Origin of the sequence: Desulfonispora thiosulfatigenes DSM 11270 (assembly GCF_900176035.1) — a bacterium.
GTDB classification, from domain to species: domain Bacteria; phylum Bacillota; class Peptococcia; order Peptococcales; family Desulfonisporaceae; genus Desulfonispora; species Desulfonispora thiosulfatigenes.
This window is the reverse complement of the sequence record NZ_FWWT01000020.1, coordinates 68314-94449: the sequence shown is the minus strand read 5'-3', so window position 1 is coordinate 94449 and position 26136 is coordinate 68314. Positions and strand designations below refer to the sequence as shown.

The following is a 26136-nucleotide window of genomic DNA, read 5'->3' as shown; positions in this document are numbered from 1 at the left end:
AGGAGTCTGGGCCGTGTCTCAGTCCCAGTGTGGCCGTTCACCCTCTCAGGCCGGCTACTGATCGTCGCCTTGGTGAGCCATTACCTCACCAACTAGCTAATCAGACGCGGGTCCATCCATAAGCGATAGCATTGTAAAGAGGCCATCTTTACTTAATCTACCATGCGGTAAATTAAGCTTATTCGGTATTAGCACCGGTTTCCCGGAGTTATCCCCAACTTATGGGCAGGTTACCCACGCGTTACTCACCCGTCCGCCACTAACTTTTAGAATTTAGTAAACTAAAAACTAAAAGTCCGTTCGACTTGCATGTGTTAGGCATGCCGCCAGCGTTCGTCCTGAGCCAGGATCAAACTCTCCATTAATATCCTGTTACTCAAAACCAACTTTTGGCTTTGTTATTTATCCGTTTGTTACTTGTGGTCTGTTTCTTTATAACTGTTTGATTTTCAAAGAACAACTTGTTTAGAAGATGTGATGCTCATGTATGTTTCAACATTTTGCATTTAATTATGAATTTCTCTCTTCTTTTGTTTTTTCTTGTGTTTTTCGTCCCCTCTTGGCGACAAAAACTATCTTATCATCCTCTGATAATTATGTCAACATTATTTCAGGATTATTTTTTGATTTTTATACTTATTTATATTTTTTATACTTTCCTATACTATTACTTCCTTATATATATTTTTTTTAATTAATCTTTAATATAAAAAAGAGATTTACTCTTTTTGGAGAGTAAATCTCTTTTACTAAAATTTCTTAGGAAGGATTATAGATACTTTGATTTCTTAACACATCTTTTTGAGAATTTAATAATTGTTGCTCAGCTACTTCTAATAACTCTCTTTGGTCAAGATTTGCTCTTTTTTTCAATGAGCGAATTTCACTTAATGAATTCTCCACATTATCTTGCGTACTAATTACACTTGATGGCTCAAAACTTGCACTTAGGTTACTTACTTCTTCCTGAAGCTTATGAGCGTTTAAAATCGCTTGTTTAATTTTATCATCCATCAGTAAAACCTCCTAGGTTGTTTTAGGTAAGTTTTTGTTTTAACTTACGACCTTATATTGTGTAGAATTGAATAGTTTTATACTAAAAGAATAAAATTTTCAAAAAAAAACCCTGCATAACTTAGGTTATTAAGGATAATCCAATTTTGCAGGTAAGATTTAACTTCAATTTCATTTAACAATTATGCTTTAATTTAAATTATTATTTTAGTAAAAATATAATTCCGCGTTATTTTTATTATACCAATGAAACTTTTATTTTTATTTAATATATGCTTCCATTTGTTCTATAGTTAATGGACCGGTGTAAATCTTCTTTATTACACCATTTGCATCGATAAAATATGTAGTAGGAATAGAACGCACAAAGTATTTTTGAGCAACTAAACCTTTATCATCTAAAATTACAGGGAAAGTATATTTATTTGCCTGTAAAAATCGAGCTATTTCCTCTACAGACTTTTCAGAAACAGTTAAATTAATTGCTAAGATATTCACTTCTTCTTTATTCATATTATAATAAGCTTCAATGTCTGGCATCTCAGATTTACAAGGAGAACACCAACTAGCCCAAAAATTTAAGATAACTGGTTTTCCTTCAAAATCAGATAACTTTATATTATTACCATCTACATTCTTCCATGTAAAATCTGCTGCCTTACTGCCTTCTTCAAGAAAACTACTAGTTTTATCTACTTCTACTATTGTAGGATAGAGATCTTTATTCGTTGTTTTTTCTCCTATTCCAGCATAATTCAAGATAAAAATCATACTTACTAAGACCACAAGAGTTAAAATAATAATTATCACAATTTTTTTATTCATATGAACCTCCTTAGTATTTAAGAAATAATAGCAGCTAACTTGTTAATAAATCCTGTATAAATCATTACGCCAACAACTACCATTAATATCCCACTCACTATATTTATGTAATTTAATACAAAAGAATATTTACGCATAAACGTTAATAAAAAACCAATGAAAAATGCAGATAATAAGAACGGTATTGCTAATCCAAAAGAATAAGCAGCTAATAAATAAGTTCCATATATATAATTACCGCTACTTCCTGCTAATGCTAAAATAGATCCTAAAATTGGTCCTATACAAGGTGTCCAACCAGCTGAAAAGAAAATTCCTAATAAAAATGAATTTAATGGACCTGCACCCTTTGGAATAAATTTAAATCTCTTTTCCCTTTGTAGTAAATTATATTTAATTAATCCTGAAATATTAAGGCCAAAAAAGATAATTATAATCCCGCTTATTTTCCGTAAAATTATTTGGTTTTGAAGCATAAGTTTACCTAAAGCACTTGCTGATACACCAAATAATATAAAAACCAAAGAAAAACCCAATACAAATAAAATCGAGTTCAAAAAAACGTTTAATTTAAAACCCATACTACTATCAGAAGATAAATCATTTACAGATGCACCTGTAATATAAGTTATGTAGGTTGGAATTAAAGGAAAAACACAAGGAGACAAAAAAGAAGACAATCCAGCCCCAATCGCTATCCAGATAGTTATTTGATCTGTAGTATACAAAGTCTTACCTCCTTCTTTAGTTATAACTTTCACTTATACCTTTTGCAATATATTATTTACTTTTTACAAAGTATAACAAATAAATTTAATTATTACATCTAAATTGCTTTTTTTAGTATAATAAGAAAAATTAACAAAATAGTCTGCTAATTTCACAAATTTCAATTTAATCATAATAATTTTAGTTTAACTATGGAAATTTTGGTTTTTATGCTGTATAGTATAATACAATTAAAATTATATGTCTGTATTATAACATCAAGGAGAGATAGTAATGAAAAATAAAGTATATATATATGATACAACCCTCAGAGATGGAGCCCAAGGCGTAAAAATATCCTATAGTTTAGAGGATAAATTAGTAATTACTAAAAAACTTGATGAATTAGGCGTAGACTATATAGAAGGAGGCTGGCCTAATAAATCAAATGTTAAAACAATTGAATATTTTAAAAGGGTAAAAGAATTAGATCTAAAAAACTCTAAAATAGCAGCCTTTGGTAGTACTCGTTCTCCTTTAAACAAAGTAGAAGATGATCCAACTTTGTCTTCTTTATTAGAAGCAGAGACTCCCGTACTAACAATATTTGGTAAAACCTGGGACCTTCATGTTACAAAAGTTTTGAAAACTTCCCTGGAAGAAAATTTAGTAATGATTGAAGACTCTGTGAGTTACTTAAAAAAACATAATAAAGAAGTTATTTTTATTGCTGAACATTTCTTTGATGGTTATAAATACAATCCCGACTATACTTTAAAATGCTTACTTGCTGCTGAAAAAGCCTCTGCAGATAGTATTGTTTTGGCAGATACAAATGGTGGTACAACTGTTGATGAGATTCATGATATCACTAAAGAAATATATAAAACAATAAAAATACCCTTAGGAATACATTCTCATAATGATATGGAACTGGCCGTTGCGAATAGTTTGGCAGCTGTAAAAAACGGATTTACACAAATTCAAGGAACCATGAATGGTTTTGGTGAACGTTGTGGAAATGCTAATTTAACTACAATAATTCCTATTTTATCCTTAAAAATGAATTTTCAAACTATACCTGATGCTTCGCTATGTAAATTAACGGAAAATGCACGTTTTATTTATGACATTGCAAATATTCCTCCTAATGAAAATCAACCCTTTATTGGTCAAAATGCCTTTTCTCATAAAGCTGGGGTTCATGCAAATGCAATTATTAAAGAATCAACTTCCTATGAATTTATAAATCCTATGAAAGTTGGTAATAGCAGAAATATTTTAGTTTCTGAACAGGCTGGAGTTAGTAGTTTAGTTTATAAAGCTAAAGAATTAGGTATTACTTTAGAAAAGGACGATACAAAAACTCGTGATCTGTTATTTAAACTTAAGGAATTAGAAAATGAAGGTTATGAGTTTGAATCTGCTGATGCTTCCCTTAAACTCTTTCTAATGAAGCAATTATTTCCTTATAAACAATATTTTGATTTAGTAGACTTTAGGGTTATTGTAGAAACCAAGCACCTTGAAATTTTTTCTGACGCCACAATTAAAATCAAAGTTAAAGGGGTTTTAGAGCACACAGCCGCTGAAGGAAACGGACCAGTAAATGCTTTAGATAATGCTCTCAAAAAGGCCTTATGTAAATTTTATCCTTCAATTGGTGAAAATCACTTAATTGATTATAAGGTAAGAGTAATAGAAGGTACTTCGGGAACCTCAGCAAAAGTAAAAGTTTTTATTGAAACTAAAGATCTTAAGGAAGTTTGGACAACGGTGGGGGTTTCAGAAAACATTATTAAAGCAAGCTGGATAGCTCTAGTAGATAGCGTTGAATATAAATTATTAAGGGACGAACAAGAATTAAAAGATATTGCCAGTAGTAAATAAAAAACCCAATGAGGTAGACTTTTTTCCGGTCTACTCCATTGGGTACCTTTTATTGATCTATTATTTCTGGGATTTTATTAACTTAATTTATCAGCTAATTTTTTAAATACCAAAGTTACATCTTCTTCATTAGGAACTTTAGGATTTGTCAGTATTCCATTACCAGATAAAGCATCACTCACAATTAGTGGCGTTTTCTCTAATAATACCTTTATATCTGGGATATATTTTCTTCCTGCTTCCCATATCCCAAACTTTTCATTATAATTATCTACTATCTTTACGACTTCTTTAGCTAATTCTTGCTGTGATAAATTAGGGTCAGCACCAAGAGCAATGGCAACCTTTGCATATCTTTCTTCGGCTACTTCTAAACCAAATTCAATTACAAAAGGAAGCAATAAAGCTACACCTAAACCATGTGGAATATGAAAATGTGCACCTAATGGTCTACCACCAGCATGAGCCAAGTTAGTTGAAGCATTAGAAAATGCAATACCAGCATAATAACTAGCTATAGCCATTTGTTCTCTAGCCTTTATGTCCGCACCATTTGCAAAAGCAAGTGGAAGAGCCTTACTAACTATTTTCATTGATTCATAAGCATAAAAATCACTAAATGAGCTAGCTCTAGTTGATACGTAAGCTTCCATAGCGTGTGTTAAAGCATCCATTCCTGTAAATGCGGTGAAATTTGGTGGTAAACTAACCGTTAGTTCAGGATCTAAAATTGCAACATCAGGAATAATATTAGGGTGACCAGGATTCATTTTAATATTTGTATCTGAATTAGTAATTACCATTACCTTTGTGGCTTCTGAACCTGTTCCAGAGGTTGTAGATATGGCTATTAAAGGAACCCTTTCCAAACACTGTCTTGAAGCAATTTCTTCCCATGCTATACTTTCATTTTTAGCAAATACTGCTACAGCCTTAGCTAGATCTATTCCACTTCCTCCACCTACAGCTACTATACAATCACAGTTGTTTTCTTTTAAAACAGCTAAAGCATTTTTTACATGACCCGTACTTGGCTCTCCTTGATAATCCGAGAATGTTACATATTTTAATCCTGATTCTTCGATAAAACCTCCAATATATTTATGTGTATTTAAAGGTTCCTTGGCTAAGAATGAATCCACGATTAATAAAACTTTTGTGCCTCCATAAGAAATTATTAATTCACCTATACGCTTTAAAGCACCCGCACCAAACTCAACTTGCTTATTTATACAAAATGTAGACATTTAAATTCCTCCCCTTATTCTTTTTAGTTGGTAGTTACATACGTACCAGTTCACCTAAAAATTTTACATTAATGACGGTAACCAAGTTGATATTTCTGGAATAAATGTTATAAGCCCTAAAAGCACTATCATGCTTATTAATAAAGGTAGTATTTTAACAGACACTTCTTCTATTCTTAATTTTGATATACCTGAAGCAACAAACAAGTTAACTCCTACTGGTGGTGTAATAAACCCAATTGCCAAGTTAACTACCATAATTACCCCAAAGTGAATTGGATCTACCCCAATTTTCATCATTACAGGTAATAAAATTGGTGTTAAAATTACTATTGCTGCCAGACATTCGATAACAGTTCCAACAAATAGTAAGAAAAGATTGATCAGTAAAAGAATAATTATTTTACTCGAACTTATTGATAAAACGAATACCGCTACAGCATCTGCTACTCTTTCAATTGTTATTAATCTTCCAAATATTGTAGCCATAGCAATTAAAATAATAATTATAGATTGAGTTACACCTGCACTTACTAAACTTGTATATACATCTTTAAACTTAATATCTCTATAAACCCAAAGTCCAATAATTAATCCATAAGCTACAGACACTGCTGCTGCTTCTGTTGGAGTCATATAGCCTCCATATATTCCACCTAAAATAATTATTGGTATCATAAGTGCTAATTTTGCATCCCAAGTTGCTTTTAAAATACCTTTTATTTCTATCTTATCCCTATCTCCGCTCCAGCCATTTTTCTTGGAAATAACGAAGGCAACTGCGCAAAGGGTTAAACCAATAAGTACCCCAGGTACTATCCCTGCCATGAATAACTTTCCTACTGATTGCTCACCTACTACACCATAAATAACAAATGGATTACTAGGAGGAATAATAACTCCTATAGAGCCAGCAGCAGCCACACAACCAGTTGCAAAAGCTGGGTTATAACCTTGCTTAACCATTGCTGGAATCATCATAGTCCCTACAGCTGCAACAGTAGCTGGACCTGAACCACTAATGGCTGCAAAAAACATACACGTTATAATAGTTACTAAAGCTAAGCCTCCAGGTAATGATCCTACTAATTGATTAGCTAAATCTAATAGTCTTTTTAGCAGACTACCTGCACCCATTATAATTCCAGCTGCTACAAAAAACGGAATTGCCATAATTGGGAAACTATCTATTCCTGTAAAAGCTGACTGGGAAAAATATGATAATGGAATTGCATTAGTTGCTATAGTAGTAGCAAGCGTTGATGCACCTAAAGCAAATGCTATCGGCATACCCATAATTATTAATAATGCAAAGTAGAGAAATAATACTATTGCTACTTTAACCTGGGTTAAGAATAATAGCGGAACACCAAGAGCAGCTACCATTAAGAAAGCAATTACTATTTCTTTCTTATTCATAACTTTTAAATCTACTTTAACGTTTTGTGTAGTACGAATTGCCATTAACAAAATTCCAAGTGGCACTGCAAAATACGGAATATACATTGGTAAACCTAATGCAGGAGAAACTTGCCCTCTTACAAATTGTTGCATACAGTTTTCTAGTCCACCTTTTAATAAAATAAAGAATAAAATATATGTTAATAATACTGAAGCTAAGTCTAAGGAACGTGAAATTGGTTTAGGAACTTTGTTAATTAAAGCATCTACTCTTATATTTTCATTTTTCTTAATTGCAAGTGCTGCCCCAAAATAGGCTATAAAAATGAATATATATCTTGCTACCTCTTCAGTCCAAGTTGTTATATTCGCTATTTCTACAAATGAAAGTACATATCTATTAAGAACTTGCATATTTATTAATAATGTAAAGATTACAAAACCAATAACTATTGCATATTCTTCAAACTTTTCATCTAAAAATCTTATTATTCGTTTCAGAATTGAGGGTTTATTTATATTGCTAACTACCTGTTCTGTTAACATACTTTACACCTCCTATAGTATTGCTTCATTTTTACATGCATGATATAATATATTAGGTAAATTTTGTGATAGGTGATTAAAGGATACGGGAATATCCTTTAATCACAGTTTTGTTTATAACCTTTATTTAAAAATATCTTCTTTTGTTTTTCCTAAAGTTTTAAGGATTAAATCTACATATTCAGGATCAGCTTTACCTTTAACCACAAATTCATCCCAAACTGGTTTTACAGAATTCTTCCACTCTGAGTACTCAGCAGAAGTTGGCTCATAAATTTTAATTCCATAATCAATAAATTGTTGTTTAGCTTCAGCTTCTCTTTCATTAGCTCTATTTCTTTGCCATTCTAATGCTTCTTTACCAGCTTCCATTAATAAGTTTTGATCTTCTGGTGATAAGCTATCATATAATTCTTTATTCATAACTACACAGTCGGCACTGTAGTTATAATTTACTTCAGTAGCATGTTTTAAAACTTCTTGGTGTTTGGTATCCCATAATAAAGAATAAGAGTTTCCTTCACCTTGCACTGTACCTTGTTGCAGAGCTGTGTATACTTCTGACCAAGCTATTGGAGTAGGATTTGCTCCAAAATTATTGTAGTCAGCTATTTCTACTGGAGAATTTGTTGTTCTAATTTTTAATCCTTTTAAATCTGAAGGAACTTTTACTTCTTTTTCATTATTTACAACTTGCCTAAAACCATAGTCCGGATAAAAGATAACCTTAAATCCTGCCTTTTCCATTTCCTGTGCTACTAACTGTCCTGGCTCACCATCTAAAGCTGTGTAAACTTCGTCTTTATTTTCAAAAATGTAAGGTAAATCCCAAGCTACAAATAAGTTAGTAAAACTAGACATATTTGGTGTAGAAGAACTAGCAAACTCTAAAGTACCATTTTGAGCTCCTTCGATACATTCTCTATCACTACCTAATACTGCATCGTTAAAGACATCAATGATTATTTTGCCATCAGACTTTTCTTTAACAATTTCAGCAAACTTATTGCAACCTTGTGACACTGGATGTTGACTTGCTTTTGACTGAGCTAATCTCCACTTATAACCTTTTTCACCATCAGCACTTGTTTTAGCTGAATCACTACCACAACCTACTGCACTCGTTAACATAAAGGCAAACACCAGAATTAATGCAAATACTTTTAATCTTGCTAATTTTCTCATAACTAAACCTCCTAAATTTTTTATTTTTTGTTCTAAACCTCTTCTATTTTGCACCATTCCCCCTTTTTAGATTTATCCTAAAGACGTATTTATCTGATCTATAAATAGCCTTATAATATTCAATAATTTTACCATCTGGATCATATGTCATTCTTTCAGTTACTAATACACTCATGTTTTGCGCTATTTCTAAATGATTAGCATCTTTTTTTGTGGGTAATTCTGAAGAAATACTTTGATCTGCTTCTGCTAAAATAATACCTAATGATGATTCTAATAATTCAAAAATAGTTTCTTTTTCTAAGTCAAATTCAGCTAACTTTAAACCAATTTCTAATGGATAATAATGTCTTTCGATTGCTATAGGTTCATTATCAGCATAACGTAACCTTTCAATTACATAAAATTCATTGGTATTTAAAATACTTTGAATATACTCTGGTCTTTTCACTTTATTTTTATAAAGAAGTTTTGAGCCTGGGTTCATTTTTAATCCTTCTATTAATTCAGTATAACTATGTAAACTGCCTAGCCACTGTTCAATTGGTTTGAAGGTAATAAATGTTCCCTTGCCATGTTTTTTTTGTAATACTCCTTCATGAACTAATCCTGATATCGCTTCTCTTACGGTAGTTCTACTTACTTTAAACTCTTCCATCAACTCTCTTTCACTAGGAATTTTTGAGTCTTTATAAGTACCTTTGATAATTTCTCCCCTAATAAGTTCTCTTAACTGAATATGTAAGGGCATATGATCGTTAAAGTCTAAATTCATCTTTCCCTCCCCCTGTTGTAATATCGTCCGTACCAGTAACTTGAAAAAAATTTGTACTTAGATATTTGATTGACTTTGATTAACTTTATTCACATAAGTTTATTTTATGACTACTTTGTTTTGTTAAACATATAATATATAAATATATTTTATATATCAATGATAAATTGGATAAATTTTCTGTCAATTTTCTTGCTTTTTCTTTTATCAATTAAATTAATTATGTAGCACCTTTAAAAGTAAATAGTAGATATAAAAATTTATTATTTGTTTTTAAAATATTATGCTCCAACCTGTGAAATGTTTCCAAGTTTTTTTGCACAGAAAAAGATTATTAATGTTCGTAAATATTCTATCTAAAGTAAAATAAAAATCCCAGAATGATTTTAAAACCACTTCGGGATTTTTAGTAATTTTATGAACGACAAATTTATAGTTTTGTATGTGCAGGCATAGGCATACTTATATCTACATCTATTAAAGCTGGTTTATTAGAAGCTAAGGCTTTTTTTAAATTAACATTTAACTCACTTAACTCTTTTACTTTATAGCCCTCTATTCCACATGCTTTCGCAAGTTCAGAAAAATCCGGATTATAAAGATTAGTTACTTTAGATTCTAGTTTAGATTTAATCATCCGATTTTTTTCCATAGCGAGAGCTTTATTATTAAATACTATAATTTTAACTGCGATATTTTTTTCAGCAGCTGTTACCAATTCACTCATAGACATAGTGAGCCCACCATCACCTGCTAAGACAATTACTTGCCGACTCGGGTATTCAAATTTAGCTGCTAAGCCTGCTGGCAATCCAAAACCCATACTTCTCCATGTTCCAGAAATCAATACTTGTTCACATTCTTTTTTAAATACTTTATTAAACCATAAGGTATGATCTCCTACATCTAAACTAATAATCGAATCGCTTGTTATCTCTTTTTCTATTTCAGCTACTAACTTTAAAGGGGATATTAAATTTTGCTCTTTATTTATTTCTTCTTCTAATTCCTGAAGCCATTTATTCTTTGTTTCTTTTATAACTTCTTGCCATTTTTCATTTTTCTTAACATTTATTTTTTCTATAAATTCATCTAATATCTCGCCAATACATCCTTCTATACCAATATTGATGTTAGCACTTAATCCTAAGTTTTCTAACACTCCATCAATTTGAATTATAACTGTATTTTCAGGTACATACTGTTCTGGCCACCATGTAGAACCAATTATTACAACAAGATCTGCCTGATGCAAGAGATCAGAAGAACCCTCCGTTCCGGCAAGCCCTAATCCCCCAACAAAGTATTTATTTTCACTTGAGATTATACCCGTTGCTCCCAAGCTGTAAGTAATTGCTGCTCCTAAATTATCTGATAACTTTAAAGCTTTCTTTTTATATTCTTTAGCTCCTCTTCCTAGTAAAAGCATGGGTCTTTGCGCGATATTAATTAAATTTATTGCCTTATCTAGAGCCATTTTTTGTGGTGTTTTTTGAGCTTTATATATATTTTCTTTCTTTTTAGGCTTATTTGAACATGGCTTTGTAAAGATATCCTTTGGAACAGCTAAATGAGTTACTGATCCTTGACCTATTGATATTTGTAAAGCTTTATATAATATATCAATTGTTGCTTCTTCAGATACAAGTAAACTTGAATATTTTGCTATTGGTGCCATTAACACTTGTTCATCAATATATTGTTTATAATTAGTACCTATATATTTTGTAGGTACTTGTCCCGTAATGGCTAATACTGGTGCTTTGTCACTATAAGCATCTGCTAAACCATTTAAAAGATTAGCAGTACCTGGACCACAAGTTGCTGTGCAAACACCTACTCTTCCTGTTAATTTTGCTTCTGCTGAAGCCATAAAGGCTGCAGCTCCTTCATGCCTCGTTGCAATATACTCTATTTGTGGATGTTTATTAATAGCATCAATAAATGTTAGATTTGCATCGCCTGCAAAACCAAATATCCTTTTTACACCATACTCTACTAACTGGTCTAAAATAATATTAGAAACATCTTTTTTACCCATACTCACTACCCCCTTTATTACTGTTATAATTTACTAGGAGAGTATTTTCTATACATCTGCAAATTATGCTAAATTATTTCCTTTTTTTAAAGGTAGATTATTTCTAAATTTCCTATTATTATTAAAATAGTACACATTAAAATACTTAGGAGGGGCTCCATGTTTAGAACATTTAAATCAAAATGCATAATTTTAGCATTACTTGTACTGGCATTTGTTTTGGTTTGTTATACGCCATCTCATGCAAAGAATGACGAAAAGATTAGTTTGATGTATCTTTATGGAAATAGTAATAAATACCTTAATCAAATTAATATGACAAATAACTCGGTTAATACTGTTAGTCCTAACTATTTTAATTTGGATTCTAGCGGAAATCTTTTAACAACGGTTGATCCTTCATTTGTCAAAACTATGCATAATAAAGGGATAAAAGTTACCCCCTTCTTAGGTAACCACTGGGATCGAGAACTTGGACAAGTTGCGATAAGACAACCGGAAAAATTATCAGAAGATATTTTAAAAGAACTTTTAAAATATAACCTCGATGGCATTAATATCGACATTGAAAATTTAACCTATGAAGACAGAGAGGCTTTTACAACCTTTATCTCTATACTTAAGCAAAAGTTAACTCCACATAATTTAACCCTATCAATTGCAGTTGGTGCAATTGATAAACCTACAACTGTTGGCTGGAAATCAACCTTCGATCTAAAAAAATTGAGCATTTATGCGGACTATATTGTTGTAATGGCTTACGATGAGCACTGGGAAGGGGGAGGTCCTGGTCCTGTAGCTTCTATACCTTGGGTAAAAAGATGCACGGATTATATGTTAACTCAAATACCTAAGGAAAAATATATTTTAGGGGTTCCCTTTTACGGTAGGATGTGGACTAATGAACAAAATGGAGTTGGAATAACTTACCCTACTCTAACAAAGAAAATACAAGAAAATAATGCGCAAGTAAAATGGAATAATGAATTTAAAACTCCTTATGTGAAATACAAAAATGCTGAAGGTAACAATGTTGAAATTTGGTTTGAAAATGCTAAAAGTTTAAAAGAAAAATTCGAACTAGTTAATAAATATGATATAGCTGGAGTTGCTGGTTGGAGATTAGGACAAGAAGATACTACTATTTGGAATGATTTTTCAGAGTGGTTATATAAGGGTTCTTTTATTGATATATTTGGTCATTGGGCACAAAAAGATATTATATATTTAACTAATCAAGGATTTATAGCTGGAAAGGATCCTAAACACTACGATCCAGATATGGGAATCACTAGAGCTGAAGCTGTGTCTATATTATCACGCATTCTTAATTGGTCTAATGGTACTCAAAATCCATTTATCGATGTACCTAATAATCATTGGGCTAAAGCACCAATTTTAAGTGGTTATTCTAATGATATTATAAAAGGGACTTCAACTATTACATTTAGCCCTAATAAAAATTTAACCAGAGCAGAATTAACAGTACTTTTAAAAAGATCTTTTGATTTGAAAAATCCAAATAATTCCACTAATGGCTTTTATGATGTTTTACCTAGTCATTGGGCACATGAAGAAATATTAACTTTGAAAAATTTAGGCTTTATTGCTGGACGTGAATTTAATCAATTTTATCCTAATGAAATAGTGACCCGAGCTGAATTTGCAGCTATGGTAGCACGAATATTACGTTAATTTTAAAGAGCATGTTAAATGCTCTTTTTTGTTTTCTTAATATTTTATGAATATTAGTTTGAATAAAAGAAATACTAAAAATGAACAAAAAATTAAGGAGGAATAACTTTGAAAAACAAAAAAATAATTTCATTAATGCTAGTACTTTCTTTTACTTTAGTAATGGTTGCAATGGTAGGATGTACACCTGAAAAAAGACCTAACACGACGCAAGACCCAGCTAGGGTTCCTAACGAAGCCCGTGATATGTTACCTGATAACAATATGAATGATAGAAATCTGATGAACGACTATGATAATGATATGATGGATAATAATAACAGAGATATGATGCCTGGTAATGACCGTAACAACCTTGATAACAATTATAACAATAACACTCAAACAAGATCTGACGCAAATCAGTTAGCTAAATCAGTTGCTAATAAGTTCCCTGAAGTTAATACAGCTACTTTAGTTCTGGCTAATAATATTGCCTATTGCGGAATTGATCTACAAGCTAACTTACCAGCCGAAAGAGCGAAAGTTGTGAAAAACGAAGTTAGTAAAATGATTAAAAAACAAAAACCTGAAATCAATACAGTATATGTAACTGAAGATGCAGATACTTATACTAGATTACAAGTTATTGCTAAGGATATTGAAAATGGTAAACCTATTTCAGGATTCTTAAATGAATTAAAAAATGTATTCAATCGTATCACACCTTCTATGGAATAATAAATAAAAAAACAAAGCTGTTAGTCAGCTTTGTTTTTTTTATTTATTGTAAACTAATTACTGTGTAATCTATGTTTATTTATTTAATTGTTTTAAAGTTACTTGTTTTGGAATTACTTCTTTATATAAAATAGTATCAATAGTTTTTAAATATTTCTTTTCGTCTAATGGTAACTTTGTATTTGCCATAAAGATTACATCTTTACCTAAGTCTCTTAATGACCCATCACCAAACTTTGCGTCTAAGCTTTGAGTTAAAACATCCTTTTTAACTTGTTGCAAACATTCAGGAGTTAAAGCATTTACAAATTCAAATAAAGCCTCTAAATTATCATGATCAAATATTAAACCTTTAACCATGGCTACATACGCCATATTTAATGGGTAAGGTATAGCATCTACAAGTTTAAGATTAATTTTATTATCAACTGTTATTTGAGAATTTATCTCATTGTTGTTAAAGTCAATATCACTTGCCTCTACTCCTAATTTAGTAGCTAAATTTATTAAATCATTAGCATAGTTTTCATATTCATAATTTCTATCTAAAATATTAACGCCATTTTTTACAAAGTCTTCATAAATCTTTTCTCTTAAACTAAATCTTTCATATACTTCCCCCTCATATATAGGAGAATTATCAAACATAGCTGTTAATAAAGGTTGTAATCCATAAGCTACTTGGATTTTTTTTCTGAAGTCAAGTTTGTTCGCATAATTTATTGATATTTCAATTGAAGCTGTAGAACTTTGAACATTTTCACCCTTACTATTTGGATGATAACCTACGGCTAATAACATATTACCTTGCTTTTCAAGAATAGGGAAAACTTCATCTAAAAATTTCATATATTCATTATTTAAATCATGTAAACTACTAAAATCATGTACAGCAAATTTTAATTGATTTCCCTTCCCTAAAGTTACTTCAAGATTATCTTTTTCTAAGCTTACTTCATTTAAAGATTTCCAACCTTTTTCAGCTAATTCTTTTAATACTTCTTTAACACCCTTGTCCCCTTCTGGTGCAACTCTATCAAATGTGTCTTTTTTCACTATAAAATGTTCAAATGCAACATTCATTAAAAATTCTTCGCCCGTGTATTCGTTATTATTAAAATACTCTACAAACTTTTCTACCACAAATATCAGTCCAATCTATTAATAATTTGATTAATATTATATACACCTATTATTGTACATAATTATACAGACTATTTATCATTTAACAAATTTATATCATTCATTAGTTTTTGTTATATTAGACCACTAGAACCAAATCCATTTTTACTTCTATTTGAATCTGTTAATTCTTCTACTTCTTTAACTTCAATTTTAAGCACTGGCTTTACTACCATTTGTGCTATTTTCATTTCCTTTTGTACTTTAAAACTTACTTTACCATGGTTTATTAGTATAACACATATTTCTCCTCTATATCCTTCATCAATAGTCCCTGGAGTATTTAAAACGGTTATTCCATAATTTAATGCAAGTCCACTACGTGGCCTTATCTGAGCTTCGGTATTTTCAGGTAATTCAATCATTATACCAGTTTTAATTAAAGCTGACTGACCAGAATTAATTATCTTTTCTTCTGTTGAATATAAGTCTAGCCCAGCATCACCTGGATGAGCATACTGAGGTAATTTAGCAAAACTATCAATTTTCTTTACTTTAACTATATACATAAATTACTCTCCTTTTAATATTTTCTCTTAAAATATATATTTATACCTATAACTATATCATATAAAATTCCTATAAAAGTATTGTTTTACTGTATAAAAAAAGACACTTAACTTTAGTCAAATGTCAGTCAATTAAAAATTATAATGTTTTTATGATTTTTTATTGTAATTTACAATTTAATATTTAAAGAAATATCAAGTGCTTTAGCTGAATGAGTAAGCTCACCTACTGAAATTATATCAACTCCTGTTTTAGCTACTTCCTTTATATTTTTAAGGTTAATTCCTCCTGATGCCTCAACAAGTGCTAATCCTCCTATTTTAATCACTGCTTCTTCCATCATCTTAGGTTCCATATTATCAAGCATTATTATATCTACTCCTACTTTTAAGGCTTCTTCAACTTCTCTTAAATTTTTAGTTTCAACTTCAATTTTAGTAGTAATTGGAATATTACTTCGAACTCTACGAACAGCTTCCGTAATCGAGCCACAGCCCTCAATATGGTTATCTTTTATCATTACTGCATTATCAAGACTTAAACGATGATTTCTAGCTCCACCTTTTCTAACAGCATACTTTTCTAAAACACGTAGTCCCGGTGTTGTTTTTCTAGTATCGACAACCTTTACTTTATAGTCTTTAACTTCTTCAACATACTTAGAAGTTAACGTTGCTATACCAGAAAGTCTCTGTAAAAAATTTAAAGCTACCCTCTCCCCAGTAAGAATTGACCTTATATTTCCCTGTACAATTGCAATTTTTTGTCCTATAATTACTTCTTCACCATCATTAACATAACTCTCAAATTTAAGATTAGGGTTTATCTTGTGCCAAACTTGAGATATAAGTGGTAATCCTGCAATTATACCAACGTCTTTAGCACTAAAAATCCCGGTACCCTCTTCATCTAAAAAAATAGAATTTGTAGTTAAATCTCCTAACCCAATATCTTCTTTTAAACTATTTTGAATAATATTTTCAATTACTAAATAATCTAGCATATTTTAACCTCCTTAATTCCCCTTCGCTGTAAATCATAATGAACTTTTTCATTACTAATTAAAGGATAATCACTTCTATAATGAACTCCTCTACTTTCTTTTCTTTTTAAAGAAGAATAAGCGGATAAATAAGATACTAAAAGCATATTTTGAAATTTCCAAATCTTTTTATTAGTAAAACCATATTTGTAAATTAAAGGATTTACTGTGAGTAAATCAAGTAATTTTAATAAACCTTCTTCCGTACGAATTAATCCTAAATACTTTTGATTCATTTGTTTTAAAACTAAAAGCTGAGTATTAAGAAATGATTCATCAAATAACTTTACGTTATTATTCATCACTTGTTTTGGTATTATTGTCCTATAATTGCTTTTTATAAAATTCTTTTTATTACAATATTGACTAGCAGATTCCCCTACCCTTTTTCCAAAAATAACCCCCTCAAGCAGACTGTTGCTAGCAAGACGATTTGCGCCATGAACCCCTGTACAAGCAACTTCTCCTACAGCATAAAGACCATTAATATTTGTTTCTCCGTCTAAGTTAGTCTTAATTCCCCCAATAGTATAATGAACAGCAGGAACTACAGGAATCCAATCCTTTGACATATCAATATCGTAATCTAAACAAAAATTATAGATTTTAGGAAATCTTTTTTGCAAAAATTCTTTTGATTTATGAGTAATGTCTAAAAATACATTGTCAATATTTAATCTAGACATTTCTGCAAAAATTGCTCTTGCTACTATATCCCTAGAGGTAAGTTCTGCTTCTTCATGGTATTTAGGCATAAATCTTTCACCACCAGGGTTTCTTAATATAGCACCTTCTCCTCTAACTGCTTCAGAAATTAATAATCTAGGTGCTTTAGGATGCTTTAAAGCAGTAGGATGAAATTGAACAAACTCCATATCAGATAGCAGAGCCCCTGCTCTAAACGCAGCTGCTATACCATCTCCTGTAATATGCTCTGGATTAGTATTATGAGAATAAATAGATCCTAATCCCCCAGAAGCTAAAATTACAACATTACTATAAACTACATGCATCTTTTTATTATTTTCAAGAATAATTCCTTGTACATAATTATCTTTTGTCAATATATCAACCATAAAACTATTTTGAACAACCTTAATATTTTTACATTCTAAAACTTTTTGCTTAAGAGCATCTATTAAACCCCGTCCTGTACTATCTCCATCTATTCTTAAAATTCTCCTTAAACCATGTCCTCCCTCTCTTGCTAGGCAAAAACCTTGTTGATCTTTGTCAAAATTAACACCATTTTTTATTAAAAAATTTATTGCCTGTGGAGCTTCAGAGGTTAATATTTTCAAACTATCTTCATTACAAAAATAGCCTCCAGCTTTATTAGTATCATTGAAATGATTGGTAGGAGAATCAATTTCTGTTAAAGCAGCTGCAATACCTCCCTGAGCATGATAAGTATTACAATCATTAAAATCACACTCCATAACTAATAATACCTTTTTATCACTACTACAATTAAGTGCTGTAGTAAGACCGGCAATGCCTCCCCCCACAATAATAATATTTGTTTCCTCCTCCATAAAAACTTTTGGAGAATACAGAAATCTTGGGATTTTTTCTAATCTATCCATATCAGACCTCCAGCATTTTATTAACAGCTTTAAGTGCTTTTTTAGCAATTTCAGGAGGTACAATTATTTGAGGTTGTAAATTTTTTAAAGAATCATATATTTTTTCAAGTGTTATTAGTTTCATATCAGGACAAATAAATCTATCTGTTAAAATAATAAAATCTTTTTCTGGACTTTGATTTTTTAGTGGATAAAGCATACCCACTTCTGTACCAATAATAAATCTCTTCATATTGCTTTCTTTAACATAACTCATCATAGCATTGGTACCACCTACAAAATCAGCTTCATTAACAACTTCTGAATTACATTCTGGATGAACTACTATAGGTGCATCAGGATATTTAGCTTGTACTTTTCTCAGCTCTTCAATAGTAGTCCTGTCATGAATATGACAACACCCATCCCATAGAATTATTTCTTTTGCAGTATTTTCCTTAACATAATTCCCTAAATTCTTATCAGGTAGAAATATGATTTTTTCTTGAGGTAGAGAATTTACTATTTTAACAGCATTAGCTGAGGTACAACAAGCCTCACATTCAGCTTTAACGGCTGCTGAGGTATTTATATAACACACAACTGCTGCATCAGGATACTTACTACGCATTTTTCGTACATCACTAGCCTTAATAGTATCTGCCATCGGGCACCCTGCCTCTTTATCTGGTAAAATAACAATTTTATTTGGTGAAAGTATATTTGCAGTTTCAGCCATAAAGTGAACTCCACAAAAAACTATTATATCTGCATTAGAAGAAGCAGCTTGTCTACTAAGATCATAGGAATCTCCTATAAAATCTGCAATATCTTGCACCTCTTCTATTTGATAATTATGAGCTAAAATTATAGCATTTTTATCTTTTTTAAGTTTATTAATAGCATTTTTTAATTCTTGTTTATCCTTCACAACTACTCCTCCTTTGTGACAATACATCTGTCTTGTCACCTATCTGCAAAAAAATATATTATAAATAATTTTATTCTTTTAAATAGTTTAAGTCAACCAATTTTTAAAACATCAAAAACATTTAATTCTCTAAATAAACTCAAATAATAAATTTAATAGAAATTATCTAACTAAAACACATTGTTTATTCTAACAACCTCTGTTAAAATATATTGTGGATAGTATCATAATGAGCTATACCATTTTTATAAAAATAAAATTTAATATTTGTTATCTGCTCTGAGCCATAAGAGGACCGAGACAGGAAGGTTTATGTTTGTCTTTTAATTCCCTTTTTGAGTTTATCTTAGAAAGGTCTTTTATTTTATGAACCTATTTTTATCAGTCTCTCTAAATTTAGAGAGACTTTTTTATTTTTGGAGGTGAAATATGAAAATTGGATTCATTGGAGCAGGAAATGTAGGCACAGCATTTGGGAAATTTTTAGTAAATAACGGACAAAATGTTATTGGTTTTTATAGTAGAACTTATTCATCTTCTGTAAATGCAGCTAAGTATACAAATACAAATGCTTTTTCTAAATTAAATGAATTAATTGCAAAAGTAGATCTTATTTTTATTACTACTCCTGATGATACTATAAAAAAGACTGTTGATTATATTACTGAAAAAAGATGGTTAAATAAAGAACAAATTATTTGCCATATGAGTGGAGCATTATCTTCTAGTACACTTATTAGTGCTCAATATATTGGTTGTTGTATTTATTCAATTCATCCTCTTCAGTCCTTTGCTGATATAGAAATATCTGTAAAAAACATTGGTAATACCTTCTTTAGCTTGGAAGGATCAAAAGAAAAGTTAGAATTAATAAAAGATTTTCTTTCTAATTTAAAACTTAACTATTTTGTCATAGATCCTAATCATAAAACAATTTATCATGTAGCAGCCTGTGTTTTTTCTAACTACCTTGTAACTTTACTAGATTATGGTTTAATTCTTTTAAATGAAATTGGGATAGATAAAGATAAGGGAATAAAAGCAATGCTCCCTTTAATTAAAGGAACTATTAATAATACAGTTTCTTTTGATACTAAAGATGCTTTAACTGGTCCTATAGCCCGGGGAGAGATAATAACTCTTAAAAATCATTTAAATGAGTTAATTAATAAATTTCCAGAATACTTTGATTTTTATCACAATTTATTAATCCAAACATTACCCTTAGCACAAAAAGAAAAATTACCCCCTCATAAAGCAGAAGCACTAAAAGAATTATTAGGAGGAATTAACTTTGAAAAAAGTGACTGTTGATTTTTTTAAAAAGGCTAAAATTGAAGGAAAAAAGTTATCCATGTTAACTGCTTATGACTACTCTACTGCTAAACTTCTTGATAGTGCAGGCGTGGATGCCCTTTTAGTAGGTGACTCCTTAGGAATGGTAATGCTTGGCTATGATACTACTCTACAAGTTACAGTGGATGATATTATTCATCATACTAAAGCAGTAACTAAAGGAGTTAAAAGAAGTTTAGTGGTTGCTGACATGCCATTTTTATCCTATCACGTTAATATTGAAGATAGCATTAGAAATGCAGGGAGACTTATCCAAGAAGGAAACGCTGAGGCTGTTAAATTAGAAGGTGGTAGGGAAATCGAAGATAAAATAAAAGCTATTATTAATGCCCAAATACCTGTTATGGGGCATTTAGGTCTAACCCCTCAATCAATCAATGCTTTAGGTGGATTCAAAGTTCAAGGAAGAAATGAGCATGAAGCTAAGAAAATAATAGATGATGCACTACGATTAGAAGACGCTGGAGTTTTTGCAATCGTTCTAGAATGTATCCCAGAAGAACTTGCTAAAATTATTACAGAGAAAATTTCTATTCCTACGATTGGAATTGGTGCTGGTAAAGAATGTGATGGTCAAATCTTAGTTACTCAAGACATGCTGAATATGTTTGGGGACTTTAAGCCTAAGTTTGTTAAACAATATGCTAATATAGGGGACCTTATCATAGATGGAGTTAAAAATTATATAGTAGAAGTTCAAAATAAGAATTTCCCAGAAAAAATTCATACTTTTAAAATAGATGAAAAAACATTGGAAAAATTATATTAGGAGGAAATTTATGTTTATTCATACAATCAAAGAAGTAAGAAATATCTTAAAAGAACAAAAAAGGTCAGAAAAATCTATTGGTTTTGTTCCTACAATGGGATTTTTACATGAAGGTCATTTATCTTTAATTAAAAAGGCTAAAGAGGAAAACGACTATGTGGTAGTAAGCGTTTTTGTTAATCCTGCTCAATTTGGTCCTAATGAAGATTTTAAAGACTATCCTAGAGATTATGAAAGAGATTATAACTTATCAATAGGAGCTGGTGCTGATTTAATTTTCAACCCATCTATAGAAGAGATGTATCCTGTGGATAATAAATGCGAGGTTAAAGTTAAAGATTTATCTAGTGGTCTTTGCGGAGCTTCTAGACCCCTTTTCTTTGGTGGAATAGCCCTTGTTGTAACCAAGCTATTTAATATTATAAATCCTACTAAAGCCTACTTTGGTCAAAAAGATGCTCAGCAACTAGCTATAATTAAAAAATTAGTTAAAGACTTAAACTTTGATTTAGAAATAGTTGCTTGTCCCCTAATAAGAGAAGCTGATGGACTAGCTATGAGCTCTAGAAATATTTATCTAAGTAAAGATGAGAGAAAATCAGCTCTTAGACTATCACAGTCTTTATTTAAAGCTCAAGAAATGATCAAAAATGGGGAAAGAAATCCAGATAAAATAAAAGAATTTATTAAACAATATATCACTGAAGATGAAAACTGCAATCTTGATTATATAGAAATAGTGGATTCCGGCAACATAATAGGTGTGGAGGAAATTAAAGATAGTACATTAATAGCTGTAGCAGCTAACGTCGGTAAAACTAGGTTAATCGATAATATTCTCGTGGAGGTATAAATTAATGTTTATTCATATGCTTAAGAGTAAAATTCATAGAGCAAAGGTAACAGAGGCTAATCTAGATTATGTAGGAAGTATCACAATAGATCAAAACCTAATGGATGCAGCAGGAATATATCCTAATGAAAAAGTACAAATAGTTAATAATAATAACGGAGCTCGTTTAGAAACATATACAATAGCTGGTAAAAGAGGCAGTGGAATTATTTGCTTAAATGGTGCTGCAGCTAGATTAGTTCAACCTAATGATATTTTAATAATCATATCCTATTGTTTATTAGAAGAAAAAGAAGTTTTTAAACATAAACCTATGGTTGTTTTTGTTAATGATAATAATAAAATTACTCATTTATCTAATGAAGAAAAGGCTCAAGAAATTAGTGTATGAAAAAACCTCATTTAATGAGGTTCTTTCATACACGTATATTGTTTTAATCAGTTTTATACGAGTTGATATGCTCAAGGAATGCATCTAGTAAAGGAGATCTATATTTATCTTTATGATAAATGATACTTATAGAACGCGTGATATGTATACCTTCTATTTTTATTTTAACAAGTTTTTCTGACTTAAGTTCATCTACAAGAGCCATTTTAGAGACAAAAGATATACCCATGTCTTCTTCAACAGCTTTTTTAATTGCTTCTGTATTATTAAGAATATGGGTCACTTCTAAAGAAAGTCCTTGTTCTTCTAATATTTCCTCAACCATTTCTCTTGTACCACTACCCTTTTCCCTGGAAATTAATTGTTCTTTAACTAAATCTTCTGGTGCAATATTAAGTTTATTTTCCTTAACCCAACGGTGATTTTTAGAACATATTAAATATAATTCATCATCAAAAAGGTAGTGTACTTTAATATCGGGAGAATGAACTTTTCCTTCTACAAGGCCAATATCAATAGCATGATTTAAAATCATATCTTCTATAACGCCAGTATTATCGATCGTAAACTGAGTAGTTATTCGTCCATATCTTTTTTTAAAATCACCTACCATTCTAGGTAAGAAATATATTCCTATTGTTGTACTTGCCCCTAGTCTTAATTTTCCAATTTTCAAGGTAGCAAGATCTCTCATTGTATGTTCCGCTTCTTCTAATAAAGATAGAATTTTTTTGCAGTAATTATATAAAACTTCTCCCGAATTAGTTAAAATTAGTTTTCTATTAATTCTATCAAAAAGCTTCATTTGTAAATCATCTTCTAATTCTGCTATGGTTTGACTAACAGCAGGCTGAGTCATGAACAATTGCCTAGCAGTTTCTGACATACTTCCTATTTCAGCTACTCTTGTAAAAATAGATATTTGTCGTAAATTCATTTGCTCCTCCTTATAACCTGTTTGTTATACATAAAATAATATCATATTATTTTACTAATATCAAAACATATATTACAATGTAGCTTATTATTTAAGAAAAATTGAATCATTGACATTACTGAAACATTAATGCTGGTCTTTTTTTACGGTTTTCTTAGACTTTGTATCAGTAGCAATCCAAAATAACGTGATATAGCTATATACTAGTGTTATCTCTTATATTATTCTCTTCTAAGGTACCAAAACCATCTTTACTTTCTGATTTTTTTATTACTACAATTATTCCGCCTATGATGATTAATATACTACCTAAAATTAAACTAAAGGTAAATTGTTCATTTAAAAAGAGAGCTGCAAATAATGAGGCAAATAAAAATTCTAAAAAGGATAGAATACTAGCATGTTGAGCTTTTACTTTTCTTAATCCTACCATATATAATGTTGTTGCTATACCCTGTATCGTTATTCCTAATAAGACTAAAATCAAAATTCCTTTTAACGAAATACTACCCATGGCTGGAAGTGCCATGGGAAATGTAATCACAGAAATAACAATACACAAATATACATTAGATACTATACCTAAAAACTTTTCTGGTATACTTTTTAACCCAATAACATATATTGCATATGTTATTCCACTTATAAGACCAAGGATATTACCAAGCATTTTATGATTACCAGTTATTGTTTCCCCTTGACCAGTTATAGCTACCACACCTATAAAACAAAATAATAAAGCTATGATAGACTTTTTTTCTACCTTTTCTTTAAGTAAAAAAGGTGCTAGTAATACGACAAAACATGGAGCGGTATAATACAAGATAAAACCATTTGCAACACTTGTATAAGTAATTGAGCGAGTAAGAGTTAACCAACTTATAGAATTAATTGCACTAATTATAACCATCATCTTCCACCCTGAGGTTGGTTTTAAATTGTGTAAATTACCTGTTAGGCTAGCCATGATAATTAAACAAATTGCACCAAATAAAAATCTGAAAAATACAATTACTTCAGGGGGATAAGGTATTAATTGTACAAAAAGTCCATATGATCCCCAAATTAAACAAGCTATAATTATTTGAATATAAGGTACCCATTTGCCTTGACCCAAGAAATCTCCTCCTCTTTTTATTATCCATACAGTTATTATGCTATAAGTAAAACTAAATTTAAAGATAAAAAAGAGATATATAACGTATATCCCTTTTTAGTACTATTTACCTAAAATTTCTTTACCCTACCATCATTAGCAGATAAAGCTTTACTGCATCTTTTAATTGCTCGATAGAAACTTTCTCGTCTTCTTTATGAGCATATTTTATCTGACCAGGTCCTATAATAACTGACTCAATACCCAATCTCCTAAGTACAGTTGCATCAGTAGTTCCTAAGTAACCATTTTTCACTACCTTTTTACCCATAATATTATGTGCTTTTTCTATTTTAGCAATGAATTCTTCATCATTAGTCTCCCATGGTTCCCTTTTATCAATAACATGGATACTTGCCTCGAAATCTGGAATTTCAATCTTTAAATAGTTTATTAATCCTTCTACATACTTCCATATTTCATCTGGATTTTGACCCGGAACTAATCTTGCATCAACTGTAATCGTACAACTTTCTGGTATAATAGCTGCTTCAATTCCACCTTTTATTAAAGTTACCTGCCAAAAAGAACTACCAACTAATTCATGATATTGATGAGGTATTTTATGATTAGATAAAGCTTCTATTAAGCGTATTGCTCTATCAATTGCATTAATTCCCGCACCGGGAATTGAAGCATGAGCTGATTTCCCTAAAACCTTTATATCAGCCCACGTTCTGCCTTTACACACAGTTACTAAATTCATATCGGTCGGCTTACAAACTACTATTCTTTTAGCATCAGATATATAGTGGGTATTAATTATAGCTTTGGCACCTCTCATGACATCTTCACCATCTACTGTAGCTAGAAAAATAATATCCCCAGCAGGCTTAAGGTTACTTCTTGCTAAGGTAGCCATGGCGACCATCGCAGCTCCTAGGCCACCCTTCATTGTAATTGCTCCTCGACCTAATACATACTCATCCTTAATAGTTCCACTATAGGGATCAACTGTCCATCTTGCTAACTCATCTTCTTTAACAGGCACGACATCCATATGTCCTGTAAATATTATCGGTGGTAAGGTTCCATCACCTTTTAATCTACTTATAACATTAAATCTTTCAGGACTAATTTCTTGAATCTCTGTTTTAATGCCAGCTGATTCCATATAATTAATTATATATTTTCCAACAAAGTATTCATCACCCGGGGGATTTTCACTAGATATTTTAATTAAATTTTGAACAACCTCTATAACTTCAGTAAAGTTAATTAATTTTTCAAGTTCATCTATTGATAACATTTTTTTACCTCCTGGTATTTTAAACTTTAATTATATATAATGTTAATTTATGTTTATGATTAATTATATGCTTGTAGATTGTACAAATCCACTAAAAATTCAAATAATTGAACATATAAAAAAGCACCTCTGCTGATGCAGACGCACT

General features: G+C 30.7%; 23 protein-coding genes and 1 rRNA gene. 7 read left to right on the top strand and 17 right to left on the bottom strand.

Annotation, left to right across the window (positions count from 1 at the left end; translation table 11 throughout):
- From B8965_RS08440 to B8965_RS08425, 4 genes are all read right to left on the bottom strand, one after another.
- Positions 1–365, bottom strand: a 16S ribosomal RNA gene (locus tag B8965_RS08440); the annotation flags it as partial.
- Positions 366–759: 394 nt separating this feature from the next.
- On the bottom strand, positions 760–1014 hold the full coding sequence (locus B8965_RS08435) for a hypothetical protein (RefSeq protein ID WP_084053627.1): 255 nt from the start codon (positions 1012–1014) through the stop codon (positions 760–762).
- Positions 1015–1275: 261 nt separating this feature from the next.
- Positions 1276–1839, bottom strand: coding sequence for a TlpA disulfide reductase family protein (locus B8965_RS08430; RefSeq protein WP_084053625.1), 564 nt, complete (start codon positions 1837–1839; stop codon positions 1276–1278).
- Between the two features lie 17 nt (positions 1840–1856).
- On the bottom strand, positions 1857–2567 hold the full coding sequence (locus B8965_RS08425; protein ID WP_242941967.1) for a cytochrome c biogenesis CcdA family protein: 711 nt from the start codon (positions 2565–2567) through the stop codon (positions 1857–1859).
- A 274-nt stretch (positions 2568–2841) separates the two neighbouring features.
- Here B8965_RS08425 and cimA point away from each other — a divergent pair, with 274 nt between their 5' ends.
- Positions 2842–4437 carry a citramalate synthase gene (gene cimA / locus B8965_RS08420; RefSeq protein WP_084053623.1) on the top strand — a complete coding sequence of 532 codons (1596 nt, stop codon included), beginning with the start codon at positions 2842–2844 and terminating at the stop codon, positions 4435–4437.
- A gap of 77 nt (positions 4438–4514) precedes the next feature.
- Here the strand turns inward: cimA and B8965_RS08415 are convergent, their stop codons facing one another.
- The 5 genes from B8965_RS08415 to B8965_RS08395 all read right to left on the bottom strand — a co-directional run bounded on the left by B8965_RS08415 (position 4515) and on the right by B8965_RS08395 (position 11632).
- Positions 4515–5684, bottom strand: coding sequence for an iron-containing alcohol dehydrogenase (locus tag B8965_RS08415; RefSeq protein WP_084053621.1), 1170 nt, complete (start codon positions 5682–5684; stop codon positions 4515–4517).
- A gap of 63 nt (positions 5685–5747) precedes the next feature.
- Positions 5748–7631 (bottom strand): TRAP transporter large permease, encoded by a 1884-nt coding sequence (locus B8965_RS08410; protein WP_084053619.1) that lies wholly within the window; start codon positions 7629–7631, stop codon positions 5748–5750.
- 123 nt (positions 7632–7754) lie between these two features.
- A complete protein-coding gene (locus B8965_RS08405) occupies positions 7755–8870 on the bottom strand; it encodes a TRAP transporter substrate-binding protein (protein ID WP_242941966.1) in 1116 nt (371 codons plus the stop codon).
- Positions 8860–9591 carry a GntR family transcriptional regulator gene (locus B8965_RS08400; RefSeq protein ID WP_084053617.1) on the bottom strand — a complete coding sequence of 244 codons (732 nt, stop codon included), beginning with the start codon at positions 9589–9591 and terminating at the stop codon, positions 8860–8862. The genes B8965_RS08405 and B8965_RS08400 overlap by 11 nt, the downstream gene beginning before the upstream one ends.
- A gap of 430 nt (positions 9592–10021) precedes the next feature.
- Positions 10022–11632, bottom strand: a complete 1611-nt coding sequence (locus tag B8965_RS08395; RefSeq protein ID WP_084053615.1) for a thiamine pyrophosphate-binding protein — start codon at positions 11630–11632, stop codon at positions 10022–10024.
- Positions 11633–11791: 159 nt separating this feature from the next.
- Between B8965_RS08395 and B8965_RS08390 the strand changes: the two genes are divergently transcribed.
- The gene (locus B8965_RS08390) at positions 11792–13327 is read left to right on the top strand and encodes a glycosyl hydrolase family 18 protein (protein ID WP_084053613.1); all 1536 of its coding nucleotides are present in this window, start codon (positions 11792–11794) and stop codon (positions 13325–13327) included.
- 108 nt (positions 13328–13435) lie between these two features.
- Positions 13436–14047: a YhcN/YlaJ family sporulation lipoprotein gene (locus B8965_RS08385; protein WP_084053611.1), complete on the top strand. Its 612-nt coding sequence runs from the start codon at positions 13436–13438 to the stop codon at positions 14045–14047.
- Positions 14048–14122: 75 nt separating this feature from the next.
- On the opposite strand, the gene B8965_RS08380 is transcribed toward B8965_RS08385, so the two are convergent.
- The 5 genes from B8965_RS08380 to nadA form a co-directional block, all read right to left on the bottom strand.
- Positions 14123–15190: a glutamate-cysteine ligase family protein gene (locus B8965_RS08380; RefSeq protein ID WP_084053609.1), complete on the bottom strand. Its 1068-nt coding sequence runs from the start codon at positions 15188–15190 to the stop codon at positions 14123–14125.
- Between the two features lie 113 nt (positions 15191–15303).
- Positions 15304–15738 carry a dUTP diphosphatase gene (gene dut / locus B8965_RS08375; protein ID WP_084053607.1) on the bottom strand — a complete coding sequence of 145 codons (435 nt, stop codon included), beginning with the start codon at positions 15736–15738 and terminating at the stop codon, positions 15304–15306.
- Positions 15739–15908: 170 nt separating this feature from the next.
- Complete coding sequence (nadC, locus tag B8965_RS08370; RefSeq protein ID WP_084053605.1) at positions 15909–16742, bottom strand: carboxylating nicotinate-nucleotide diphosphorylase; 834 nt, start codon at positions 16740–16742, stop codon at positions 15909–15911.
- Positions 16736–18367 carry an L-aspartate oxidase gene (nadB, locus tag B8965_RS08365; protein ID WP_084053603.1) on the bottom strand — a complete coding sequence of 544 codons (1632 nt, stop codon included), beginning with the start codon at positions 18365–18367 and terminating at the stop codon, positions 16736–16738. Before nadB ends, nadC begins: the two co-directional genes overlap by 7 nt.
- 1 nt (position 18368) lies before the next feature.
- Positions 18369–19277 (bottom strand): quinolinate synthase NadA, encoded by a 909-nt coding sequence (nadA, locus tag B8965_RS08360; protein WP_242941965.1) that lies wholly within the window; start codon positions 19275–19277, stop codon positions 18369–18371.
- Positions 19278–19706: 429 nt separating this feature from the next.
- Between nadA and B8965_RS08355 the strand changes: the two genes are divergently transcribed.
- The 4 genes from B8965_RS08355 to panD are packed head-to-tail and all read left to right on the top strand — an operon-like array spanning position 19707 to position 22646.
- Positions 19707–20591, top strand: coding sequence for a Rossmann-like and DUF2520 domain-containing protein (locus B8965_RS08355; protein ID WP_084053599.1), 885 nt, complete (start codon positions 19707–19709; stop codon positions 20589–20591).
- A 40-nt stretch (positions 20592–20631) separates the two neighbouring features.
- Positions 20632–21402, top strand: coding sequence for a 3-methyl-2-oxobutanoate hydroxymethyltransferase (panB, locus tag B8965_RS08350; protein WP_242941968.1), 771 nt, complete (start codon positions 20632–20634; stop codon positions 21400–21402).
- Positions 21403–21412: 10 nt separating this feature from the next.
- Positions 21413–22255, top strand: coding sequence for a pantoate--beta-alanine ligase (gene panC, locus B8965_RS08345; protein WP_084053595.1), 843 nt, complete (start codon positions 21413–21415; stop codon positions 22253–22255).
- Between the two features lie 4 nt (positions 22256–22259).
- Positions 22260–22646, top strand: coding sequence for an aspartate 1-decarboxylase (gene panD / locus B8965_RS08340; protein ID WP_084053593.1), 387 nt, complete (start codon positions 22260–22262; stop codon positions 22644–22646).
- 43 nt (positions 22647–22689) lie between these two features.
- Here panD and B8965_RS08335 read toward each other — a convergent pair whose 3' ends face one another.
- The 3 genes from B8965_RS08335 to B8965_RS08325 form a co-directional block, all read right to left on the bottom strand.
- Complete coding sequence (locus B8965_RS08335; RefSeq protein ID WP_084053591.1) at positions 22690–23583, bottom strand: selenium metabolism-associated LysR family transcriptional regulator; 894 nt, start codon at positions 23581–23583, stop codon at positions 22690–22692.
- Between the two features lie 196 nt (positions 23584–23779).
- Positions 23780–24700, bottom strand: coding sequence for a DMT family transporter (locus tag B8965_RS08330; protein ID WP_084053589.1), 921 nt, complete (start codon positions 24698–24700; stop codon positions 23780–23782).
- 121 nt (positions 24701–24821) lie between these two features.
- Positions 24822–25988, bottom strand: coding sequence for a M20 family metallopeptidase (locus B8965_RS08325; protein WP_084053587.1), 1167 nt, complete (start codon positions 25986–25988; stop codon positions 24822–24824).
- Between the last annotated feature and the right edge of the window lie 148 nt (positions 25989–26136).